The sequence below is a fragment of the Paenibacillus sp. SZ31 genome (genome assembly GCF_012912005.1).
Classification (GTDB): Bacteria; Bacillota; Bacilli; order Paenibacillales; family Paenibacillaceae; genus Paenibacillus.
This window is the reverse complement of record NZ_JABBEA010000010.1, coordinates 70,782-90,588: the sequence shown is the minus strand read 5'-3', so window position 1 is coordinate 90,588 and position 19,807 is coordinate 70,782. Positions and strand designations below refer to the sequence as shown.

25 protein-coding genes and 1 tRNA gene are annotated in these 19,807 nt (G+C 44.5%); 20 read left to right on the top strand and 6 right to left on the bottom strand.

Annotation, left to right across the window (positions count from 1 at the left end; genetic code table 11):
* The first annotated feature begins 41 nt into the window (after positions 1–41).
* The 5 genes from HF638_RS18920 (at position 42) to HF638_RS18900 (ending at position 3,950) form a co-directional block, all read left to right on the top strand.
* Complete coding sequence (locus tag HF638_RS18920) at positions 42–1,757, top strand: ABC transporter ATP-binding protein (RefSeq protein ID WP_169481573.1); 1,716 nt, start codon at positions 42–44, stop codon at positions 1,755–1,757.
* 234 nt (positions 1,758–1,991) lie between these two features.
* Complete coding sequence (locus HF638_RS18915) at positions 1,992–2,321, top strand: hypothetical protein (RefSeq protein ID WP_169481572.1); 330 nt, start codon at positions 1,992–1,994, stop codon at positions 2,319–2,321.
* 125 nt (positions 2,322–2,446) lie between these two features.
* Positions 2,447–2,863 carry a DUF3221 domain-containing protein gene (locus HF638_RS18910; protein WP_169481571.1) on the top strand — a complete coding sequence of 139 codons (417 nt, stop codon included), beginning with the start codon at positions 2,447–2,449 and terminating at the stop codon, positions 2,861–2,863.
* 120 nt (positions 2,864–2,983) lie between these two features.
* Positions 2,984–3,412, top strand: a complete 429-nt coding sequence (locus HF638_RS18905) for a DUF5071 domain-containing protein (protein WP_169481570.1) — start codon at positions 2,984–2,986, stop codon at positions 3,410–3,412.
* 103 nt (positions 3,413–3,515) lie between these two features.
* Positions 3,516–3,950 (top strand): Imm8 family immunity protein, encoded by a 435-nt coding sequence (locus HF638_RS18900; protein ID WP_169481569.1) that lies wholly within the window; start codon positions 3,516–3,518, stop codon positions 3,948–3,950.
* Positions 3,951–4,085: 135 nt separating this feature from the next.
* On the opposite strand, the gene HF638_RS18895 is transcribed toward HF638_RS18900, so the two are convergent.
* Entirely contained in the window at positions 4,086–4,988 is a 903-nt protein-coding gene (locus HF638_RS18895; protein ID WP_169481568.1) for a manganese catalase family protein, read from the bottom strand.
* Positions 4,989–5,159: 171 nt separating this feature from the next.
* Between HF638_RS18895 and HF638_RS18890 the strand changes: the two genes are divergently transcribed.
* The 4 genes from HF638_RS18890 to HF638_RS18875 all read left to right on the top strand — a co-directional run bounded on the left by HF638_RS18890 (position 5,160) and on the right by HF638_RS18875 (position 6,524).
* Positions 5,160–5,468, top strand: coding sequence for a hypothetical protein (locus HF638_RS18890; protein WP_169481567.1), 309 nt, complete (start codon positions 5,160–5,162; stop codon positions 5,466–5,468).
* Positions 5,469–5,524: 56 nt separating this feature from the next.
* The gene (locus tag HF638_RS18885; RefSeq protein ID WP_169481566.1) at positions 5,525–5,845 is read left to right on the top strand and encodes a DUF3889 domain-containing protein; all 321 of its coding nucleotides are present in this window, start codon (positions 5,525–5,527) and stop codon (positions 5,843–5,845) included.
* Positions 5,846–6,037: 192 nt separating this feature from the next.
* Positions 6,038–6,259: a hypothetical protein gene (locus HF638_RS18880; protein WP_017687387.1), complete on the top strand. Its 222-nt coding sequence runs from the start codon at positions 6,038–6,040 to the stop codon at positions 6,257–6,259.
* Positions 6,243–6,524: a LexA family transcriptional regulator gene (locus HF638_RS18875; protein WP_169481565.1), complete on the top strand. Its 282-nt coding sequence runs from the start codon at positions 6,243–6,245 to the stop codon at positions 6,522–6,524. The genes HF638_RS18880 and HF638_RS18875 overlap by 17 nt, the downstream gene beginning before the upstream one ends.
* A 75-nt stretch (positions 6,525–6,599) precedes the next feature.
* On the opposite strand, the gene HF638_RS18870 is transcribed toward HF638_RS18875, so the two are convergent.
* The 3 genes from HF638_RS18870 to HF638_RS18860 all read right to left on the bottom strand — a co-directional run bounded on the left by HF638_RS18870 (position 6,600) and on the right by HF638_RS18860 (position 7,888).
* Positions 6,600–6,836, bottom strand: a complete 237-nt coding sequence (locus HF638_RS18870; protein ID WP_169481564.1) for a DUF3892 domain-containing protein — start codon at positions 6,834–6,836, stop codon at positions 6,600–6,602.
* A gap of 112 nt (positions 6,837–6,948) precedes the next feature.
* Positions 6,949–7,392 carry a GNAT family N-acetyltransferase gene (locus HF638_RS18865; protein WP_169481663.1) on the bottom strand — a complete coding sequence of 148 codons (444 nt, stop codon included), beginning with the start codon at positions 7,390–7,392 and terminating at the stop codon, positions 6,949–6,951.
* Between the two features lie 238 nt (positions 7,393–7,630).
* The gene (locus HF638_RS18860; RefSeq protein ID WP_169481563.1) at positions 7,631–7,888 is read right to left on the bottom strand and encodes a hypothetical protein; all 258 of its coding nucleotides are present in this window, start codon (positions 7,886–7,888) and stop codon (positions 7,631–7,633) included.
* A gap of 144 nt (positions 7,889–8,032) precedes the next feature.
* Here HF638_RS18860 and HF638_RS18855 point away from each other — a divergent pair.
* From HF638_RS18855 to HF638_RS18840, 4 genes are all read left to right on the top strand, one after another.
* Positions 8,033–8,105, top strand: a tRNA-Val gene (locus HF638_RS18855).
* Positions 8,106–8,369: 264 nt separating this feature from the next.
* Positions 8,370–8,642 (top strand): hypothetical protein, encoded by a 273-nt coding sequence (locus tag HF638_RS18850; RefSeq protein WP_169481562.1) that lies wholly within the window; start codon positions 8,370–8,372, stop codon positions 8,640–8,642.
* Positions 8,629–9,627, top strand: coding sequence for a glycoside hydrolase family protein (locus tag HF638_RS18845; protein WP_169481561.1), 999 nt, complete (start codon positions 8,629–8,631; stop codon positions 9,625–9,627). The genes HF638_RS18850 and HF638_RS18845 overlap by 14 nt, the downstream gene beginning before the upstream one ends.
* 2 nt (positions 9,628–9,629) lie before the next feature.
* Positions 9,630–10,316, top strand: a complete 687-nt coding sequence (locus HF638_RS18840; RefSeq protein ID WP_169481560.1) for a hypothetical protein — start codon at positions 9,630–9,632, stop codon at positions 10,314–10,316.
* Between the two features lie 125 nt (positions 10,317–10,441).
* Here the strand turns inward: HF638_RS18840 and HF638_RS18835 are convergent, their stop codons facing one another.
* Positions 10,442–11,653, bottom strand: a complete 1,212-nt coding sequence (locus HF638_RS18835; protein WP_169481559.1) for a chromate transporter — start codon at positions 11,651–11,653, stop codon at positions 10,442–10,444.
* 258 nt (positions 11,654–11,911) lie between these two features.
* Between HF638_RS18835 and HF638_RS18830 the strand changes: the two genes are divergently transcribed.
* The 5 genes from HF638_RS18830 to HF638_RS18810 all read left to right on the top strand — a co-directional run bounded on the left by HF638_RS18830 (position 11,912) and on the right by HF638_RS18810 (position 15,726).
* The gene (locus HF638_RS18830) at positions 11,912–12,331 is read left to right on the top strand and encodes an organic hydroperoxide resistance protein (RefSeq protein WP_017687397.1); all 420 of its coding nucleotides are present in this window, start codon (positions 11,912–11,914) and stop codon (positions 12,329–12,331) included.
* A gap of 562 nt (positions 12,332–12,893) precedes the next feature.
* Positions 12,894–13,520 carry a TetR/AcrR family transcriptional regulator gene (locus HF638_RS18825; RefSeq protein WP_169481662.1) on the top strand — a complete coding sequence of 209 codons (627 nt, stop codon included), beginning with the start codon at positions 12,894–12,896 and terminating at the stop codon, positions 13,518–13,520.
* Positions 13,513–14,250: an SDR family oxidoreductase gene (locus HF638_RS18820; protein WP_169481558.1), complete on the top strand. Its 738-nt coding sequence runs from the start codon at positions 13,513–13,515 to the stop codon at positions 14,248–14,250. Before HF638_RS18825 ends, HF638_RS18820 begins: the two co-directional genes overlap by 8 nt.
* Before the next feature lie 506 nt (positions 14,251–14,756).
* A complete protein-coding gene (locus HF638_RS18815) occupies positions 14,757–15,311 on the top strand; it encodes a copper amine oxidase (protein WP_036614723.1) in 555 nt (184 codons plus the stop codon).
* A 97-nt stretch (positions 15,312–15,408) separates the two neighbouring features.
* Complete coding sequence (locus tag HF638_RS18810) at positions 15,409–15,726, top strand: DUF1292 domain-containing protein (protein WP_169481557.1); 318 nt, start codon at positions 15,409–15,411, stop codon at positions 15,724–15,726.
* Positions 15,727–15,934: 208 nt separating this feature from the next.
* Here HF638_RS18810 and HF638_RS18805 read toward each other — a convergent pair whose 3' ends face one another.
* Positions 15,935–17,410, bottom strand: coding sequence for an aminotransferase class I/II-fold pyridoxal phosphate-dependent enzyme (locus HF638_RS18805; protein ID WP_062836119.1), 1,476 nt, complete (start codon positions 17,408–17,410; stop codon positions 15,935–15,937).
* 176 nt (positions 17,411–17,586) lie between these two features.
* Between HF638_RS18805 and HF638_RS18800 the strand changes: the two genes are divergently transcribed.
* Complete coding sequence (locus tag HF638_RS18800; protein ID WP_047843707.1) at positions 17,587–18,879, top strand: MFS transporter; 1,293 nt, start codon at positions 17,587–17,589, stop codon at positions 18,877–18,879.
* Between the two features lie 253 nt (positions 18,880–19,132).
* Positions 19,133–19,732 carry a hypothetical protein gene (locus tag HF638_RS18795; RefSeq protein WP_145322902.1) on the top strand — a complete coding sequence of 200 codons (600 nt, stop codon included), beginning with the start codon at positions 19,133–19,135 and terminating at the stop codon, positions 19,730–19,732.
* The last annotated feature ends 75 nt before the right edge of the window (positions 19,733–19,807 follow it).

The following is a 19,807-nucleotide window of genomic DNA, read 5'->3' as shown; positions in this document are numbered from 1 at the left end:
GTAATCATCAATGTGTGGTTGCATAAGGAGGACTTCAGTCCATGCTTCGCCGTTTCTTTGCCTATTACAGGCCTTACAAAAAGCTCTTTATTCTTGACTTCAGTTGTGCGATTCTAGTCGCTCTGCTGGAGCTGGCTTTTCCACTGGCGGTCAACCGGGTAGTCGATGATCTGCTGCCAGGCGGCCGCTGGGACTGGATTCTATGGGCCTGTCTGGCATTGCTGGGCATCTACTTATTGAATTCATTTCTGAACTTTGTGGTTACCTATTGGGGACACAAGCTGGGCATTAACATTGAGACGGATATGCGTAAAAGTCTGTTTAATCATGTGCAGAAGCTATCGTTCCGTTTCTTCGATAATACAAAAACAGGACACCTCGTGTCCCGCATGACTAACGATCTAATGGATATCGGTGAGATTGCCCATCATGGTCCAGAGGATGTATTTATCGCGGTGATGACACTGATTGGTGCATTCAGCATCATGATGAGCATTAATGGAAATCTGGCGGTGTTAACCTTTATCATCGTTCCGTTGATTATTTATCTGTCACTCTACTTTGGTAGCAAAATGTCCAAGGCATTCAGCCGAATGTTCGGTGATATTGCCGACTTCAACGCTCGTGTAGAGAACAATATCACAGGTATCCGAGTTGTTCAGGCTTTTGCTAATGAAGAGCATGAAAAAGCACAATTCGCTGTGAACAATGGTCGTTTCCGTCAGACCAAACTAATCGCATACAAAATCATGGCCTGGAACTCCTCTGTCAGTTATATGCTGATGAAGCTGGTATCCCTCTTTGTCCTGGTATGTGGAACGTGGTTTGTCATTCAAGGCAGTATGACCTACGGTCAGTTCATTGCATTTATTATGTTATCCAATGTGTTCTTGACACCGATCCAGAAGATCAACTCGGTTATTGAGACGTATCCAAAAGGGATTGCAGGCTTCAAACGTTATACGGAGCTGCTTGATATGGAACCGGATGTGGAAGATCGTCCAGGGGCCGTTACGGTATCCCATTTGCGTGGAGATATTCGTTATGAGCAAGTAACCTTTGGTTATTCCGATCAGGAACCTGTGCTCAAAGGTATTGATCTAAACGTACGTGCAGGTGAAACTGTAGCGCTTGTCGGTCCATCGGGGGCAGGTAAAACAACGCTATGCAGTCTGCTGCCACGGTTCTATGATGTGCTGGAAGGTCGTATCACGATCGATGGGCAGGAGATACAGGATATGACACTGGATTCCTTGCGTAGTCATATCGGAATTGTACAACAGGACGTGTTCCTCTTCGATGGATCCATTCGCGAGAATATTGCCTATGGCAAGCTGGATGCGTCCGAAGAAGAAATCTGGATGGCTGCTAGACGTGCACAGATGGAACCTTTGATTCAATCGATGCCCGAAGGATTGGATACGTTAATTGGTGAACGCGGCGTGAAGCTGTCCGGTGGACAGAAACAGCGTTTGTCCATTGCACGGATGTTCCTGAAAAATCCACCAATTCTGATCCTGGACGAAGCCACATCAGCGCTGGATACAGAAACGGAAGCAGCGATTCAGCAATCGCTTGCTGAGCTGTCCGAGGGTCGGACCACACTGGTCATTGCTCACCGATTGGCTACGATCAAAAATGCAGATCGCATTATTGTCGTTGCTGAACAAGGCATAACGGAGCAGGGGCGTCATGAAGAATTACTCGCGGCAGGTGGGGTGTACAGTCGCCTTCACTATGCGCAGTTTGGCTCGTAACCTATTCGATGTGGATGTAACAATGTAAATATGAGAAGTAACGCCATCGTTCTTGACTTGGAAGGAGTCAGGACGGTGGCGTTATTTTCTTTTTCATAATTATTGTGTGGGTCTGGGGTGCCATGCTGTTGTCTGCCTGTGATCATGGGCATAGAATCGGGTAATGATAGTTAAGTCTTCAACTTCAATGAGTTAATATGTTCATCATTATATATGACGTAGGAGGCGAACGAGATGCAGTTGAGCGATATGCAGAAAATTCTTATGACCTGTCTATTATTTATTCTGATTTTGTGGTTTCTGATTCAAGGAATTCGCAAGCATACCGGTAATGGCAGGGGTTCCAGCTTCCGACGCTGGGGTGGATGGCTTATTGGACTTTTCATTGTTGGCGCCGTGCCACTCGGTTTTGCGTTGTACACGAAGATCTTTGATGAGCGCCTGGATGCCAACATCGGGTTGGGGCTTGCCATGTTTTTTGTGTGGGCCTATTGTGTGATCTTGTTGTGTACGGCTTTGGTGGTATGGGGCAGGTATCTGTATAAGAGAAACATTAAGAAGTGAAGTATTCTGATTGCTTGAGACGAGCCGTGTGAGAGACGAGGATGAGTTGAAGGCTGTGTTTGCAACAATAACTTGGTATTGGACGTTAGCATTAGAAAGGGAATATAGTTAAGGAGGACGGACATATGTCCAATCTTCGTACAGCCTTCATATCAATTTCAATCTTGCTAGGATGTCTTACGGGATGTGCGGAACAAAATGCATGTAAGTCGGCGCAGACTACAACGGATGTACCAGATGATAGAGGTTTCACTGGTTATGTGGTTGAACGCAAAGACGATTCTATTCTTGTTGTTGATCCCGCATTTCAAGATTACAGTTCCAATGGGGGAGACAGTCGGTATTATCCGGCAAAATGGTTCTCCAACGCGCCTAATCAGCAGATCGGCTCCTATGTTGAAATCTGGACGGATGGAGGCCCGGAAAACGAACCCTATCCTGGGCAGGCCAGAGCAGAAACGATAGCGGTATCTTGTCCAAATACTCCAGATGGTGCTCATCTAAGTGAGGCGGACGCAATTCGGGGTGGACTATTCGCATGAGAGATGCGATGTCAACGACGGAGAATCAAGATGATATTGATATCAGAGTAGAGGATGTAGAGTCAGTCGAGTAATAGAAGAGAACAAAAGTATTTATATGGGATGGGAGAGGGGATTTAAATGGAGATTAGGGAGTATCTTCCCCGCGATAAGTCTGATTTTGAAGCGGTGCGCAAGTTAAGTGAATTTAGTGATGTCGAATTAAAAGTTATCATCCCAGAGCTTATGGAGTGGTTGCAAGACGGGAATTGGCCTATCTCTAAGCCGATAGAGGATCTGCTATTGAGACTGGGCGAAGACTTAATTCCTCATATTAAGGATGTATTGCAAACCCAAGATCCACAGTGGGAATATTTCATTTTGGTCGGATTAATTGATCGATTACCTATATCTCATCTAAGTTTGATCCAGACGGATTTGGTAAGGATACTGGAATCTCCTACACCGAGTGAGGTACTTGAGGAGTTGGATGAGGTTATCTTGGAGCTTTTGGAAAAGATGAAGGGAGACCAACGAGAGATAGGTGGATATGGAAGTTTGGATACATAGAAATTGGTAAGTAGCTTTCTAAGAAAATGGAATATGCTATGCAACACTGCAACAATAAAAATAGCAATTAATGGAAGAACTAGATACCTAAGAGGTGTAAAACGTGATTAAGCCGATCTTAAAAGATCTTATTATTACTGGAAATCCGAATATTCATGGCAAGTTACAATTCACGGAGACTGAAGATATCGGAGACGATTTTTACTTATCCGGTACAGCCTGTATTGGAACGGAAGATTCTGAAGGTGAGGATAATTTTGATTTTACAATCATAACTCCGAAAGCATTAGAAAGAGAACTGAAAAACGAGATTAACGTAGTATTGGGTATGAGGCATTTTATTGTTAATAAGTTAGATTTTGAATTGATTACGGAAACCATTCAGCAAATTCTGACGCAGCATCAGGGAGAGACTTGGGAAGAAATAGCCAAAGACCTAGCTCCTTATTTTAGATGGGAATATACGGATTCTATACGTTTGAAGAGTGAAGAAGAGCTCTTGGAGATGATTAAGAAACATTCGGATAACGATATTTAATTGAATATAAGATTAATGGTGAGTTTTCAGATGATTGTTTCGGTATATTGTAGCAAAGTGAAATATTGAAATCTTGTTACAACTGTAATAAGCCCAAACCTTTGAAGGTTGGGCTTATTTTGTTACTTTGCTGAATTAATCCACAATATTCCCTGCCATCTTCAGACGGCGAGCAATTTCTTTGAATTCTTCCTGAGAGATGCCTGGTGCAAATTCTTCCTCCACTGCTGGAGATTCCGGAATCGGGTACCCTTCAGGTATCCCTTGAATGACTTCCAAAGGTTGTCCATCTTCGGGGTGAGTTCCTTTCCAGATCTGACCGATCGTGTTGAAGTCTTTATCACTATAGGTATACAGCTTGGTGTGTACCCCTTTTTCTTCATATTTACGAGCCTCATTGAAGGCTTTGTTGTTCAGTGAAGGGATAGGAACCAGCTTGGTTACATTTACGCCAGTTGCAATCTCAAGTGCTTTTGCATATGCAACGACATGCACGCCGCCACGCACCAGTAGGTAACCGACAACTTCCCGGGCTGCGGGGTGATCGGTCATTTCGTATACTTTCATTTTATGGGTACGCGCTCCGCATTCAAGGAAAAAGTTGTGGAGCAGATCCTCCACCAGGTTGCCACTGTTGAAGACGTGTGCTCCTGTCCACGGATTACCCATGGAGTCGAAAGGCATCGCTCCCTGCGCACCTGCCAGAAAATGATACGACAGACGAGCATCCTTCACGGAGCCAAGCGGTGTATCGTCGGGTTCTTTGTATTCGGTTGATCCTCTGAGGCATTTGTTAATACCATGAGACACCAGCTCAACATGACCCAATTCTTCGGCCGTGATACTCATGACGAGGTCATAGAAGGGCTTCAACTTTTCTTTGGAGCGAAAATTAAACGATTGATAGAGGTAGTTGTTCAACGTTGACATTTCTCCGAATTTGCCACCGAGCAATTCTTGTATGGCTGCTGCTGCATTCGGATCTGGCTTCTCGACATTGGGAATCTCAATCAGGATTTCATCCAAGCGTTTGAACATTCGGGTGTAACCTCCTCATAGTGGTATTGCAGATCGTGTAGGTTCAGATCGTGAATTCACCTCATATCTTCTCCCTTTTGTTATTTCCAATACGGTCAATTTTATGTATAATCAAACACTCAAACGAGTCTTCCAGTTAAATGAGAACCATGATTTTTAAAGGAGTAAGAGATGAATACACGTTGGATAAAAATGGTGTGGATTTTGATGTTTCTAATGATTCTGATGTACATAAGCAGCGAGCCTATCACAGCATATGTCGTTACGAACGAGGTTCAGATGGATGAAGAAACGAGGCAGTTAATTGAAAAGAAATACGGGTTGGAACGTCCTCAGGAGCCACTGACACAACAACACTTTCTCTCGGGTGATTGGGGAATGAGTTTCCGGACGGAGCCTCCTGATTCGTTTGACCGACTTGTTCATGTGGTTCCTTTTTCCCTACGGCCACTGGCCTGGATCTTTCGTTTATTCGTGTAAAATAAAACCCGGACGGGCAATATAACAGAAACATATTGTCCCAAGGAGTGAGTGAAATGAGAATGCTCATCGTTACCGTCATGTCGGTAGTCCTGAGTTTGGCTGGCATTACATCAGGAACAGGCGCCGCTATCCCTGATTATGCGAAGTGGGGAATTATCGCGGTCAAAGAAACACAAACCAAATATAATGTGGATATTTTGGACTACAAGCATATCGGTCGCACCTCTCTAACAGCGGACGAATCACGGGAACAATTCAAGTTATGGGTTCGTTCAAAAGACGGCAAGCAGTTCGCAGTCTATGTGAATGTTGATTTTAATCCGTCTACACAGCAATTGAAAAAAGTACAATTTTCGGAATCGGATCGACACTGATCTGTTAATGAACGTAGTGATTACAATACATTGTTTTCATATTAGCTACACTATGGGTTGAACCAGACTGCCTTAATCTTTAAGGTGAAGTCTGGTTTTTTTATTTTACAAAACCCTTTTTTTACTATTGAATAAAGAACTTATGTTCGCATATAATAAATACAAACAAACGTTCTTATCGGAGGGATGATTATGCTAGGGAAATATATTGGCCAGATGGTGGAGCTTGTCTACATGGATCGTGCAGGGCAGATCACGCAGCGACAGATTCGAATTAACAGTGTACGTGGCGGGATGATTAGGGCATCAGCAGGAAAAGAAGGCTCACCTCGAACATTTCTGGAGCAAGGTATTCTGGCATGGCGTCCTGTTACGGATCTGAACGGGGAGGTAAAGTATGCTGAACGACTTTGAACGCAAGATTTTGCGAATTATGGTGAACTATGCAGGACAACGGCGCCGGTTGCCGCGTATGGATGAATTGGAGAACAAGACGGGACGAAGTAAAGCATTTATTCATGAGTCATTGCTGGAGCTTGAACGGACCGGGCATATCGCGTGGGATAACCATTCTACTCTCGAAGGTATACAGATTTTGCAGGCATGGGAACAGGTACAACAGCCGATTCGCAAAAGCCAGCCTGCCGGGGATTACGTAAAATATTTTACGGACTACTAGTCATAATAAGAAAACGCCAACCCGGATAACCGGATCGGCGCTTACTATGTCACACGTACGAGGTGTGCATCTATTTTAGAAATGGGGAAGTTGATCCAGGTTATTGGTTGGGTCGCCGTCGGCATCGCCGCGAATGTACATTTCTCCATCCTTGCCTTTAAATATATTCACGCCGGCAATAGCCCCAGCTTTTACTTCTGCAAGTGCCTGTTGGTAATCCAGTACACGTCCTGCTGAAGTCTGAAAGGCCGTCAGGTCACCGTCACCATTTTTCTGTACTGCTGTGAAACTCTCGCGTGTCGTTTGATCCATGATGTCACACTCTCCTTATATGACGAGATAGGAATCTGTTTACCTGATTAGCCTATCCGAATTCATCGGAAGTATGCACCATATGCTGATAAAGACCTGCCAACCCGAGGTTTTACAGGCTTTTTCTCATACGAACATGCAGAATATCTGCATCATAAAAAGGTTCTTCCGAAATCACTTCATAGCCCAGTTTTTCATAGAATTTCTGAGCCTGACATTGAGCATCCAGTATAGAATAGGATAAGCCGAGTTCACGAGCCCGCTCCTCCATAGCCAACAGAAGCACACGTCCATAACCAAATGAACGATGAGACTCAAGTACCGCGATCCGCTGCATCTTGGCCGTATCCTTGCTGTAATAGATCAGACGCCCCGTGGCCACAGCCTGCCCATCCGTACTTAACAATACATGATGCACATCCGGACTGATGACATCATATTGATCAATCTCAATCTCAGCAGGCACCTGTTGCTCGATCACAAAAACGTGATGGCGAATTCCCAAGGCTTGCTCCAGTTGTTCTTCCGTCGTTACATAACTAATCTCAGCTGCCAATTCCATTCCTTCTTTCTGCTCTTGCGCGACATATCAGACTGAATTATACAAAAAAATGCTTTTCCTGTATAGTTAAGTCTGGAACATATTGGGAGAGGAGGGGCTGGCGATGGGCATGGCAGGCATTATGGTAATTACATTGCTAATGTCGGCGGGAATGATTGCTCTGTTGTATTACGTGACCAAGAAAGCATATTCAAGGAAGTGGGATGAAGATGAGTAATTCACCTGTTAACCTTCACGGTAAGACTTCACTGCTCCCTCGCGGAGAATATACATCTTGAATCACAGATTTGGAGTACACGTCTAACCAGACAGGCAGAGAATCACCCTTTTCATTGGGCTGCTGTAATTGTTGGAATTGTACCGTATGTTCATCCCGCTCCAAGCTGCAACCCGTAACGGTTGTAATCAGAACCATAAGCCCAACGAAGGGGAAGAAGCATTTGGTGAATGTATATTTATTGAGGGGTGGACGTTTTGTTATGTTTCTCATAGGGAATTCACCTCGCTGTAGAAATGGTAATCTTTCCTTTATTGTGCACCATTTTGGGTGAATTATAACTAAATAAATTATTGACAATGAACACGGTTACTTGATATGATACTGTTACTTGATTGGGAAACAATTATATATCATGATCTGTTAGCTCAGCTGGGAGAGCACTATCTTGACAGGGTAGGGGTCAGTGGTTCGAGCCCACTACAGATCATACACGAGAAGCCTTACAATGTAAGGCTTCTTTTCTTTTTTTATGAACTGTGAAGAAGGCGTAAAATAAGTTTTGGGGACAGAAGTTTTAGTAATAGAGAATAGAATAAGTTTTCCAGATTTCTTTTCATTTTTTGTTCGGCGATTGTTCTAAATGATTCATAGCTCATTTTGGAATATTAGGCTGCAAGATGGGCATGATGCTTTAACATAAAGGCAACTTCATGAATATACTTATCGGGAGAAAACAATAGGAGGGATTAATATGAAGGATCAACATTATCCGGGCGTACCTATGAAAAGGAGGTTTGCTAATCACAACGGTAAGAGAAGTAAAGGAATCAACAAAATGAAAGCGTATTCATATAATGCTGATATTCGCCCTATCATTCGTATTACTCAGGAACCAGCTACGAATGTGGGTAATGTTGTTGATTGTTCAATCCTATTAAAAGACACTTCGGATAGTTTATATTCGTCACCGGTAAATGGTAATACCCTGCTCACGAAGGAGTTGAGTTCTCATGTCTATGACTGATAATATTGCTCAGGCAGCACTCGATGCAGCGATGAAGGCGAATAGGGCTATTGCGCCATACGATTATTGCGATGCAGAATCCAGACGGATGTACACACCTCAATTTGATAAAAAGATGGACAATCCTATGTATACCGCTGCAATGGCGGGTCTACAATCAATCTATTGGTTTCGGGCGATCAAGGTAAAGGGGCTTATCCCTGATGCAAAAGCAGATTATTATGCCACGTATTCAACCAACCACAATCGGATCGGCGGAATTGGACTGGCGTATTCCAACAGCCCAACAGGACCATGGACCAAACACGGACAGGTATATCTCGATACCGTGGTTGGGAATTCAACGGAAACTCCATTTGTGATCTGGAACGATGAAGAACAATTATTCTTCATGTATTATCAACAAAACGGACTGGGGATCAATCAATCGACGGCACTCGCGACCTCTGTAGACATGATCAACTGGACAAGAGTGGGTTTGATTCTGGACAAACCTCCAGGTTTCCCAGGTGATGGTCATACCGGATACTTCTCATGCTTTAGAAATGGTGGCAAATGGATTGGTTTCTCGGTGATGGGCGGCGGTGACTTTGGCCGTAAATGTATCTGGCATTCTCATGATGGGCGCAGCTGGCTAGCTGATCCGAGACCATTAATGGGAGGTAATGATGCCACTTTAAACGCGGGGGAAAACATTTCGAGACCCAATGCTGGTGTATTTATGTACAAAGGGAGCATGTGGTGGCTGGGCATGTTATCGGCTTATGCTTCCGGTGGGGTTACGACGGTAGCTCGGCCTGCTATTGCCAAGATCGGTGCAGATTTTCGTCAACTGCTGGACAAACCTTCAGATATACATTTTCCGGCATTGAATTGGGAAACGACGAACATGCAATCCATGATGGTGTCCGTTATGGACGGTGTAGTGTACGTGTATTACAATACCGATCATAATATCGGCGTAGCCTATTCGGTGGAGGTGTAGAGATGGTTATACGTGATGCAGCGGGTCAGATCGTGCCCTTTGGAAAGGTCCACAAACAGCTTGTGGCCGATTTTCTTCACGGAACGTTACCGGATTGGCTTGAGGTGGTGGGAACGTCTACGTTTGAGCCTTTGCCCGACAGAGGAACCATTACAGTTACAACACCGGCAACGGCAGGAGCTTCGGCAGAGTTAAAAATGAAACATCTGATTGACAGCTCGAAAGTAACCGCAATTGCAGTTACCTTGGAAGCGCTCCAATTGAACGGGAACATTGGAATTTCAGTTCAGCTTGGCATTAAATCGAAGGATAGCAAGGCTGGAATCACGTTTTTTCAGAACGTGAATCAGAAGTATGGTATGGTCCGTGCCTATAAAGCAGATGGAACGTACACCGATTTCAAGCAAAACATGGTGTTCTTCACCACACATGGTGTAGCAGGAGATGAGGCACAAAACCGTAAGAACCTGACTGTGCTGCTCTGCACGGGATTACAGTTCTCAGCTGGGTTCGAGAGACCGTCCGTATGGCTTGGTGCGGATGACCAGTATGGCGGTGTTGCTGCTGACCTCAGTGGTGGGATATTCCAACATGGAAACCTACAATGTCTGTTGAAGCTGACAACAAGCCCGGCAGAGGCCAAGTATTTCAAGTGTGCACAGATGAAAGTGGATATCTGGAGTAACTAATTGGAATGACGAAGAGAATAAATAGATTATCTGCATGCATCGGTAAAAAGACATACTTGCAGTAATTTGGTACCTAAACACGGACGCTTTGAAAAAGAAGTGCAGTGTTTGGGTACCTTTTTTATTTAGAGAAAGTTCATGATTGTACCGCCTGCTGCACCAGTAATGACAACGATCCAGGGTGGTACTTTCCAAAAAACGAGCATTAGAAACAACACGCATACCAGTGCAAAATCAACAGGAGTTAGGATCGAAGTTGTCCAAAGCGGATCGTACAACGAAGCCAACAAAATACCTACAACGGCTGCATTAATTCCGATAAATGCTCCTTGAATTTTCGAGCTTTTACATAAAGAATTCCAGAAGGGTAATGCTCCTACGATCAGAAGGAACGCTGGCAAAAAGATAGCGATCGTTGCGACCAAAGCACCCGTAACCCCACGCATCATCGCTCCTAAATAACCGGCAAAGGTGAACAATGGTCCTGGAACAGCTTGCGTTGCTCCATATCCTGCCAAAAAGTCGGACTTGTTGATCAGACCTGTAGGGACGAATTCACGTTCCAGTAACGGAAGTACAACATGCCCTCCACCAAATACAAGTGATCCTGAACGGTAGAAGCTATCAAAGAATAACAGCCATCCCGAACGATCAAATGGTGTGAATACCGGTAGAAGAATCAGGATTCCAAAGAACGAAGCCAAACAGAATATTGCCAAGTTACGACTCACTGGGATAGACAAGTCTACTGTCTTAGTACCTGTCATTTTTCTAAAATGGATCATGCCTACCATACCTGCAATAACAATAAAAAGGATTGGAGTGAACGCAGTCTGCCACACAAGAGTCGACGCTGCAGTGAAGATAGCGATGGTTGCCCTGTAACGGTCAGGAGTTAGTTTTTGCCCCATGCCCAATATCGCTTGAGCAACAATAGCTACAGCAACAATCTTAAGGCCGTGAATCCAGCCAGTACGGCTGATATCAAATCCTTGTAGAAGGAAAGCGAACAAAACTAACGCAATGACAGAAGGAAGTGTGAAACCTAGCCAAGCTATTAGTCCCCCCAGCAAACCGCCCCGGATGATGCCAATTCCAATCCCGACTTGACTGCTGGCAGGCCCGGGCAAAAATTGACATAGCGCAACTAAATCTGCATAGCTTCGTTCATCCATCCATTTTCTACGGACAACATATTCTTCATGAAAGTAACCAAGATGAGCGATCGGTCCTCCAAATGAAGTCAGGCCGAGTTTGGTTGATACAGCCAACACCTCATAAAGTGCTCTGACTTTATGTTTGGGCTTGTCCGGGGTTAGAAATAAATTATTCTCCAAACGTGTTATTCCTCCTTAACGGTTCGACCTAGGTTATCTGATGGATGTCAGTTAAGGAAGGACAATTTTCTCTACAGATAGCTATATTATAATCATCCTCATCGTCATTCATTTGAACGCAGCATTAAACTATATTATTTTTTAACACAAACTATTTACATACACAATTTAATTGTGTACAATGTAATTGTTAGCGATAAAAGAGAGATCGAAATTTAGTCAAAAAATAAATCTAATTAACTAAAGGAGTTTTCACAAATGAAAACATTATATGAAACAACAGTCATCAATACAGGCGGACGTCAAGGAATCGTACAATCTCCAGATAACGTGTTTATGTTGGATGTTGCTGCACCGCCTGAACTTGGAGGACAAGTGACAACAGCTACCAATCCGGAGCAGTTGTTTGCAGCAGGGTATAGTGCTTGTTTTAACTCCGCCCTGGAGTTTCAATTGAAGAAACACAAAGTTGAAATTGAAAGAAGTACTGTAGCTGCAACCGTAATGTTAGTGACGGACTCTGAAGATAACGGTGTGAAACTTCAAGTAGATTTGGAAGTTAAAATTCTCGGTCTGGATGAGGAGACAGCACAGAAGTTTGTGAAACTTGCCCATGACTACTGCCCATATTCCAAAGGAATCAAAGGAAACGTGAATGTTAACGTGGAACTCGCGTAATCATTGATACTATTTGTTGTTGATAAGAAGCCTCCGAGAAATCGGAGGCTTTTTTTGGTGTTTTATGCATAAAAATCAATATCATACTCAATTGTGGGTTATAATGGTATTAAGATTACACAAAACTGCTGAAAGGGGAATGTACTTATGATGGATTTTAGCAAACCACCCCATGGCTCTGAGACCGATACCCATCGTCAGCGTCATCAGGAGAATGAACAGAAATACCTATCCGGAGGGAAGGGCATTTGGTACGAAATCAGCAACTGGCTCATTCTCGGAGGTATCCTCCTTGTCATATTTTTATTATTTAAATACGTTTTCTAAGTGCATCAATTGTGACTATACTAAACTATTGTAAATCTTAAAGCGTGTTGATATATATGATAAGGAAGCAAAAGAGCCAAGTTTTAAAGGGCTCTTTTTTTGTTGTGACTTCATTGAATGTTAAAATGATAAATAATAACAAATGACAAAAATCAATAATTGTCATTTGTTATCGAGTGTGTTAATCTAATCTCAATGGAGGTGGCAAGTGGATGGTGTTAACCATCTCGTTCATATGGTAAAAGACAAAACTTCTGAATTTCTCACCAAAGAGCAGATTATTGCAGCTACGCAGGAAACGATAAGACGCTTCGGTGCTGCCAAAACATCCGTCACCGATGTCGCCAAATTGCTCGGAGTCAGTCATGGAACGATATACAGGCATTACGCCAGCAAGAAGGAATTGCTTGAAGGTGTGACTGAACAATGGCTTGAAGATGAAATCATCACACCTTTTACTTTGGTAACTCAGGATGAGAACAACACAAGGGAAGGCACACATCATCTGAAAGTATATATAGAAACATTAATACGTCTTAAACGTCATTATGCTGAGTCAGATCCCGAATTATTTGAGATGTATGCCCGGGTTACGCAGGAATCGGCTGATCTGATCCGCAAACATGTGGAACATCTTATACACCATCTAAGCGAAATTATTCGAAAGAATCACCAGTTTAAGTTCAGTGATCCTAAGGTAACAGCAACGGCTATTCTTCATGCAACGGCTCGTTTCCATCACCCGGCACATGCCTATGAATGGTGCAGCGATACGATAGATGATGAATTTGCACAAGTATGGTTATTAGTCGAACACGGTTTATCTAATATGAATGAAGAAGGTGGGAGATCGAATGAATAAACTAACAGGTAAGGTTGCTGTGGTCACAGGATCGTCGAGAGGTATTGGGCGTGCCATTGCGGAGCAACTCGCGGAGCTCGGAGCCGATGTGGTGATTAATTATGCAAGTCGTCCGGACAAAGCAGAAGAGGTAGCTGAGATTGTTCGGGAAAAAGGAGTTCGTGCCATTACCGTGCAAGCCGATTTGGCGCGGAAGGAAGATGTGGAACGTCTGTTTTCTCAAACGATCAGCGAGCTTGGGAAAGTGGATATTCTAATCAATAATGCAGGCATCATGAAGACAACTCCTCTAGCGGAAGTGACAGAGGAAGAATTTGATCAGCAGTTTGCCATTAATGTCAAAGGCACGTTCTTTGCTTGCCAACAAGCGCTTAAATATATGGAAGATGCAGGACGTATCGTGAACTTTTCTACCTCGGTAACAGGACAGATGTTTCCTGGTTACAGTGTATATGCAGGGACCAAGGGAGCGGTAGAGCAGATTACCCGTCAACTCGCCAAGGAGTTTGGTTCCAAACAGATTACGATTAATGCAGTCGCACCAGGTCCCAATACAGAGTTGTTCTCGGTTGGCAAGACAGAGCAACAGTTGGAAGGAATACGTAAAATGAATGCATTCGGTCGTCTGGGTGAGCCGGAAGACATTGCGAGTGTCATTTCATTTCTGGTAGGCCCAGAGTCTCAATGGGTTACGGGTCAGACGATTCGAGTGAATGGTGGCTTTATTTAACATAACTGAGTATCAGGAAGTCGATCATTCCATTTGACACACAACCGGGCGAATCCCCATATGATGCATTACATCAGTAAGCACTTGGGGAAATGGGGAATCCGGGATGGCAAAGGCAAAAGGAAAGAAAGCTCCCGCGTTAAAGAGTGACAAAATTCGTGTATCCATGAAGTTGGTCACTTCGGATGTATGTGAGAGATGCAAGACACCATGTACGCGAGGAATGGATTATGCTGCACGTATGAGAATTGAAGGGGCATTAGGCAAGGGCGTTCCCTGTATATTGACCCGCCATACTTCTTCGTAACTCTTCGTATAATCCCGTATATATAACAATAATTGGACAGAGGCATCCTTTAATGAGGATCGCCTCTTTTTGAGCATTCCAAGGGGTGGAAAAAATTCTGGATAAAAAATGAAAAATGATGAAAAACAGCGCAACTTTGTGGATGACTCTGCAGTATAAATGTACAACAGCTAGCAGCAGGGGAGGGAATATTGACGGGATGAAATGGAAACGAATATTGCTTTGTGTCACGGTATTCTCCTTGCTCGGCGGGTCTTTATTGTTTGCAGATTCGGTGAACGAGAAGATTCGAGTTCTCATTAACGGCAAGGAAGCAGCTGATGGAGGTTATCTGATTGATGGAACGACCTATGTACCTGTAAGAGAAGCCGGAGGCGTCGTCAAATGGGATAGCAGCAACAAGAGAGTAACGGTGATCAAACCGAATGTACATATTTTTCTCTTCAAGGGAGACACTGTATTTGGCAACGTTAACGTAGGTAAGCTGAAATTCAATGTATTTTCACAAGTGGACAGTTTAACAGCAGATGTAGCTGCCGTGAAAGTAACGATTACTAACCCGAGCGGTCAGGTGAAGGATATCCAGTCTCAGGAGCTTACGACCCAGAAGGATAACTTCTGGTTCCGCACATATGATTTTACGTACGATTTCAGTCGTGCTGGCAAGTATCAGGTCGGCTTTCATATTAAAGAAAATGCAAACAGCAGCTACGTCCTGGTAGCGGAGAAAATCATTACAGCGCTGAACGATTGAAGCGAAAATTACCCTGTGAGTTAAATTGACCTGGGTCATTGAACATGTTACGATATGCAAGGTTACACAATTTCTATTTATAAAGCGAGGTATTTCAATGAGCGATCACACACATGAACACGGCGATGGCTGCGGATGCGGGCAAGACCACGACCACGAACACGAGCATGAAGAAGTCCTTCTCACATTAACAGACGAGAACGGCCAAGACGTGGAGATGGTTTTGGTGGAGACGTTTGACGTGGAGAAGCATGTTTATGCGCTCCTGCTGGAACGTAACAATCCTGAAGCTGACGGCATCATTCTGCGTATGGAAGAAGAAGACGAGGAAATGGTGCTCTACAATATTGAAGACGAAGAAGAGTGGAACCGCGTTGAAGCGGCTTACAACGAACTCGTTGCATCACAAGAATAGTCATTCTTTTGGAACATAACATGAAGGCTCCTTGATTTCAGGGGGCCTTTTGTTTGTTTTCAAGAGGTAGACGAGTATTTTCATGGACGGTTTGAATGACGAAATAGACGGGAAAATGCAAACTCGATTGTCCCATAAAATAAAAAAGGACCAAGCTTAAGGCTTGGTCCTTTAAGTCCATCCCATTTACAGCACAAATGGGGTTGTTCTAGAAAATAGCATCGGCTTCCACAATCACTTTAACGTTGGTTACGCTGCGATCTTCGGGTCCTTTGACAGGCAATCCAACTTCGACATGGTCGATGATGTAGTCGATGTTCTCTTGGGTAATAACCTCACCCGGTAACAGAATCGGAATTCCTGGCGGATAGACATAGATGAATTCCGAAATAATACGTCCTGCGGATTCCTTGAACGGAATGACTTCGGTGTCACCGTAGAATGCGTCCCGTGGAGTCAGCATCAACTGTGGAATATCCGGAACTTTAACCACCAGTTCATGGGCCGGGTTCACTTGATAATAGGTACGGGAGAGATCCTGCAAAGCGTTCAGCAAAATATCCACGCTGTCATCCGTATCTCCTGGCGTGATGAGACACAGAATATTGTACATATCACTAAGTTCGACCTCGATGTTGTAATGCTCACGCAGCCAGTTCTCTGTCTCATACCCTGTAATGCCTAGATGGCGGACATGAATCGTTACTTTGGTGGGATCATAGTTAAAGGTAGCTTCTGTACCCAGCAGCTCTTTGCCGAAGCAATACAGTCCATCCATATCGTTAATCGAACGTCTGGCGAACTCAGCCAATTCAATCGCCTTCTGAGCAATTTCACGACCGTGGAGTGCCAGATTACGTCTGGATGTGTCGAGTGAAGCGAGCAAAATATATGAAGTTGATGTTGAAGTGAGAAGGCTCAAGATCGTCTGTACACGTTGTGGATTCACGAACCCGTTCTTTGTGTTCAGGTTGAGTACGGAGCTCTGTGTCATGGAGCCACCAAGCTTGTGAACACTGGTTGCAGCCATATCGGCACCTGCTGCCATCGCTGACAACGGCAGATCCTCATGGAAATGAATAAGTACGCCATGTGCTTCATCAACAAGCACAGGGACTTGATAGCTGTGTGCCAGCTCAACAATCTCTTTCAGATCGGTAACTACACCGTAATAGGTCGGGTTAATCACGAGCAATGCCTTGGCATCTGGATGACGCTCAAGTGCGCGACGGATAGACTGTGTGGTCACTCCGTGATCAATACCTAGATTGACGTCTTGTGAAGGTGAGACAAATACAGGTTTGGCGCCTGAAAAAATAATGGCCGAAAGAACCGATTTATGCACATTACGGGGCACAATAATTTTGTCACCCGGTGTGCATACAGACAGGATCATGGTCATAATGGCACTGCTTGTGCCTTGTACACTAAAATAGGTATAATCGGCTCCGAAGGCATCTGCTGCCAGGATCTGTGCTTCCTGAATGACACCCGTTGGCTGATGAAGATCATCCAGCGGTGCGATGTTAATCAAATCTATGGAGAAGGCATTATCGCCAATAAATTCACGGAATTCGGTATCCGCTCCCAATCCTTTTTTATGGCCCGGAATATGAAACTGTACCGGATTGAGTGCCGCATGATTTTTTAAAGCGGTAAACAGCGGCGTACGGTGGTGATTCATCAGTGCTGTCACAACCCTTCCTAATAAAATTGGTAAACAAAGATGAGTATAGCAAATTAAGAACCGAATGCAACAGTATAATCGACAATTTTTTAAATTGCCGAGATTTGGGCACATTCCCCGGGGTTACACTAAGGATAAGGGATGGGTTAATGAACGCCGAAAGGGGAAAAAGAATGCAAACCGACACAAAACCAGCCAAAATTTTGCGATCACCATTTTTTATCGCGATGTGGCTGACACTTTTTCTAGTTGAAATTATCAAAGGGGCCCTGTTGGTAGCTGTTCTGCCTGTGTATATGGACAATATACTGGGCCTGTCCGCTGGTGTTATCGGTGTGGCCTTTGCCCTTCAATATCTTGGAGATAATCTGTTCCGGGCACCTTCCGGCTGGGCTGCAGAACGGATCGGTTTTCGTGCAACGATGGTTACAGCATTAATCTGTACCTTAATCGCTGTTATTATGATCCTTTTTCTCAAAAGTGCCTTTGGACTGGCCATGGCCTGTCTCATTCTTGGCATTGGTACGTCACCACTCTGGCCTTGCGCCATGACAGGGGTGACGGCGATGTCAGGCCCGCAGAACAAGAATGGTACAGCAATGGGGGCGCTGGAGATGGCTGCTCTCGGCGGAACGGGGCTTGGACCTATAGGCATGAACTGGCTGTTGGAGCGTACGCATCATGATTATCGAACTATATTCCTCGTGCTGATGGGTTGTGCCATTCTCGTTATCCTGGTGGCCATGATTCTTCCTGGACGTGTCATTGTTGAAGGAGAGCATGCCGAGCAAGCAGCGAAGAATAGTGATGTGAAATATCCAGCCAAACCGAATTTGCTCACACCGTTCATCCGGCTGCAAAAGAGTGTGAAGGACACACTGCAACGAGTGCGCAGTACGCTTAATGTCAATCCACTCGTGTATCCTGCATTGTTTATGCAGTCGTTTGTCATCGGGCTGCTCAGTCCAGTAATCACGCTATATACACGCACAGATCTGCACATCTCACCGAACCTTTACAGTTTGTTGCTGATTGCGGGTGGTGGAATAACCGTTATTGCCTTGCTGCCTGTTGGTAAAATGGTAGACCGGTTCGGCACGAAACCGTTCCTGAACGTTGGTTTTTTGATGGCGGCAGCGAGTCTGTTCGCGTTTTCCTCCATAACATCCATTCCCGTGGTGTTCGGTGTTGTCATGCTGGTGGGAATCAGTTACGCCATGATTTTACCAGCCTGGAATGCTTTTGTAGCTACACTGATTCCCAAAGGGGAGCGGGGAGCGATCTGGGGATTTTTCCTTACACTGCAAGGATCAGGTATGGTTGTAGGCCCCATTGTTTCCGGACTGCTGTGGGACCATGTTAGCCATCCGGCTCCATTCATCGGAAGTGCCATTGTCATGGCAGGACTTGCAGTCGTGCATTTTGTATTATCTCGGAATCCGTTCCGTACTGCTCCAGCTAAATAAGCAAGAGAAAAGGGAGTTCCGTCAACCGTAGTGGTTGTGGAGCTCCCTTTTTCGCGTCCATTATATCAACAAAATCGGGGGCTTGCCCCTGTGCTCCCGCGGAAAGCTGCAATCCTGCGGCTCTTTCGGTGAAAAATAGTCAAATAACCAAGTACCCTTACATAAAATGAAGTATAAAATAGGGTAAGCCGATTGAGTAGAAGCGATTGAAGACGAGGGCCGGAGCAATTCCGGTACAGATGGAGGGAGTGCCGTGAATAAGAGTTATGAAGTTGAATATTGCAATCTGGAGCTGCGGTTCAACCGTCGGCATATCCAAAATTTGATCAAAGACCTTATTCGTGAGGGGTATTCACTATATTGGAGCGAGGACGAATCCTTTTTTATCCTGTCTGTCCGTACCGGCCGTAAGCTGGTAAAGCTCCGTTTTCAACAGACACGCAGTGGGAACTACAAGATGACAGGTGATTATATTATCAAGGACGCGAAGCTGGCAGAGTGGCTTGAGAAGCTGATTGGAGATACACGCGGGCATGCGGTTGTGAAGCGGTTCAAGGATCAGCAGATGACCGTGGAGAACATTTTATTCGGTGAAGTCATTCGGCTCGTGGAAGTGTCTGGGTTCAAACAGCGTGTCATTTTTCAAAAGGAACCTGCGCCGACGGCGGAAGAGATGGAAGAAATGTTCCTCTCGCGCGAAGGCGAGGAGCGACTCATGTTATTGCGCATGGAAGTGGATGATGAGCTGGAGCGCCTGTACACCGCCATGCAGATGGATAATATTGAAAAAGCCAATGCTTGTCGTGAAGTCTTAAAACAGCTGTCTGGACATCTGTTAATGTTGGAAGGTTGATCAAAGAAAGGCCGTATTTATGAAAATACGATGAACACCTCATCAGATTGGGGTGTTTTCTCGTTGCGTAACTGT

Excerpts from the sequence above, each read along its gene's own strand:
- HF638_RS18920 (WP_169481573.1), top strand. The coding sequence starts at position 42 with ATGCTTCGCCGTTTCTTTGCCTATTACAGGCCTTACAAAAAGCTCTTT.
- HF638_RS18915 (WP_169481572.1), top strand. The coding sequence starts at position 1,992 with ATGCAGTTGAGCGATATGCAGAAAATTCTTATGACCTGTCTATTATTT.
- HF638_RS18910 (WP_169481571.1), top strand. The coding sequence starts at position 2,447 with ATGTCCAATCTTCGTACAGCCTTCATATCAATTTCAATCTTGCTAGGA.
- HF638_RS18905 (WP_169481570.1), top strand. The coding sequence starts at position 2,984 with ATGGAGATTAGGGAGTATCTTCCCCGCGATAAGTCTGATTTTGAAGCG.
- HF638_RS18895 (WP_169481568.1), bottom strand. The coding sequence starts at position 4,988 with ATGTTCAAACGCTTGGATGAAATCCTGATTGAGATTCCCAATGTCGAG.
- HF638_RS18890 (WP_169481567.1), top strand. The coding sequence starts at position 5,160 with ATGAATACACGTTGGATAAAAATGGTGTGGATTTTGATGTTTCTAATG.
- HF638_RS18885 (WP_169481566.1), top strand. The coding sequence starts at position 5,525 with ATGAGAATGCTCATCGTTACCGTCATGTCGGTAGTCCTGAGTTTGGCT.
- HF638_RS18880 (WP_017687387.1), top strand. The coding sequence starts at position 6,038 with ATGCTAGGGAAATATATTGGCCAGATGGTGGAGCTTGTCTACATGGAT.
- HF638_RS18875 (WP_169481565.1), top strand. The coding sequence starts at position 6,243 with ATGCTGAACGACTTTGAACGCAAGATTTTGCGAATTATGGTGAACTAT.
- HF638_RS18870 (WP_169481564.1), bottom strand. The coding sequence starts at position 6,836 with ATGGATCAAACGACACGCGAGAGTTTCACAGCAGTACAGAAAAATGGT.
- HF638_RS18860 (WP_169481563.1), bottom strand. The coding sequence starts at position 7,888 with ATGAGAAACATAACAAAACGTCCACCCCTCAATAAATATACATTCACC.
- HF638_RS18850 (WP_169481562.1), top strand. The coding sequence starts at position 8,370 with ATGAAGGATCAACATTATCCGGGCGTACCTATGAAAAGGAGGTTTGCT.
- HF638_RS18845 (WP_169481561.1), top strand. The coding sequence starts at position 8,629 with ATGTCTATGACTGATAATATTGCTCAGGCAGCACTCGATGCAGCGATG.
- HF638_RS18840 (WP_169481560.1), top strand. The coding sequence starts at position 9,630 with ATGGTTATACGTGATGCAGCGGGTCAGATCGTGCCCTTTGGAAAGGTC.
- HF638_RS18830 (WP_017687397.1), top strand. The coding sequence starts at position 11,912 with ATGAAAACATTATATGAAACAACAGTCATCAATACAGGCGGACGTCAA.
- HF638_RS18825 (WP_169481662.1), top strand. The coding sequence starts at position 12,894 with ATGGTAAAAGACAAAACTTCTGAATTTCTCACCAAAGAGCAGATTATT.
- HF638_RS18820 (WP_169481558.1), top strand. The coding sequence starts at position 13,513 with ATGAATAAACTAACAGGTAAGGTTGCTGTGGTCACAGGATCGTCGAGA.
- HF638_RS18815 (WP_036614723.1), top strand. The coding sequence starts at position 14,757 with ATGAAATGGAAACGAATATTGCTTTGTGTCACGGTATTCTCCTTGCTC.
- HF638_RS18810 (WP_169481557.1), top strand. The coding sequence starts at position 15,409 with ATGAGCGATCACACACATGAACACGGCGATGGCTGCGGATGCGGGCAA.
- HF638_RS18805 (WP_062836119.1), bottom strand. The coding sequence starts at position 17,410 with ATGAATCACCACCGTACGCCGCTGTTTACCGCTTTAAAAAATCATGCG.
- HF638_RS18800 (WP_047843707.1), top strand. The coding sequence starts at position 17,587 with ATGCAAACCGACACAAAACCAGCCAAAATTTTGCGATCACCATTTTTT.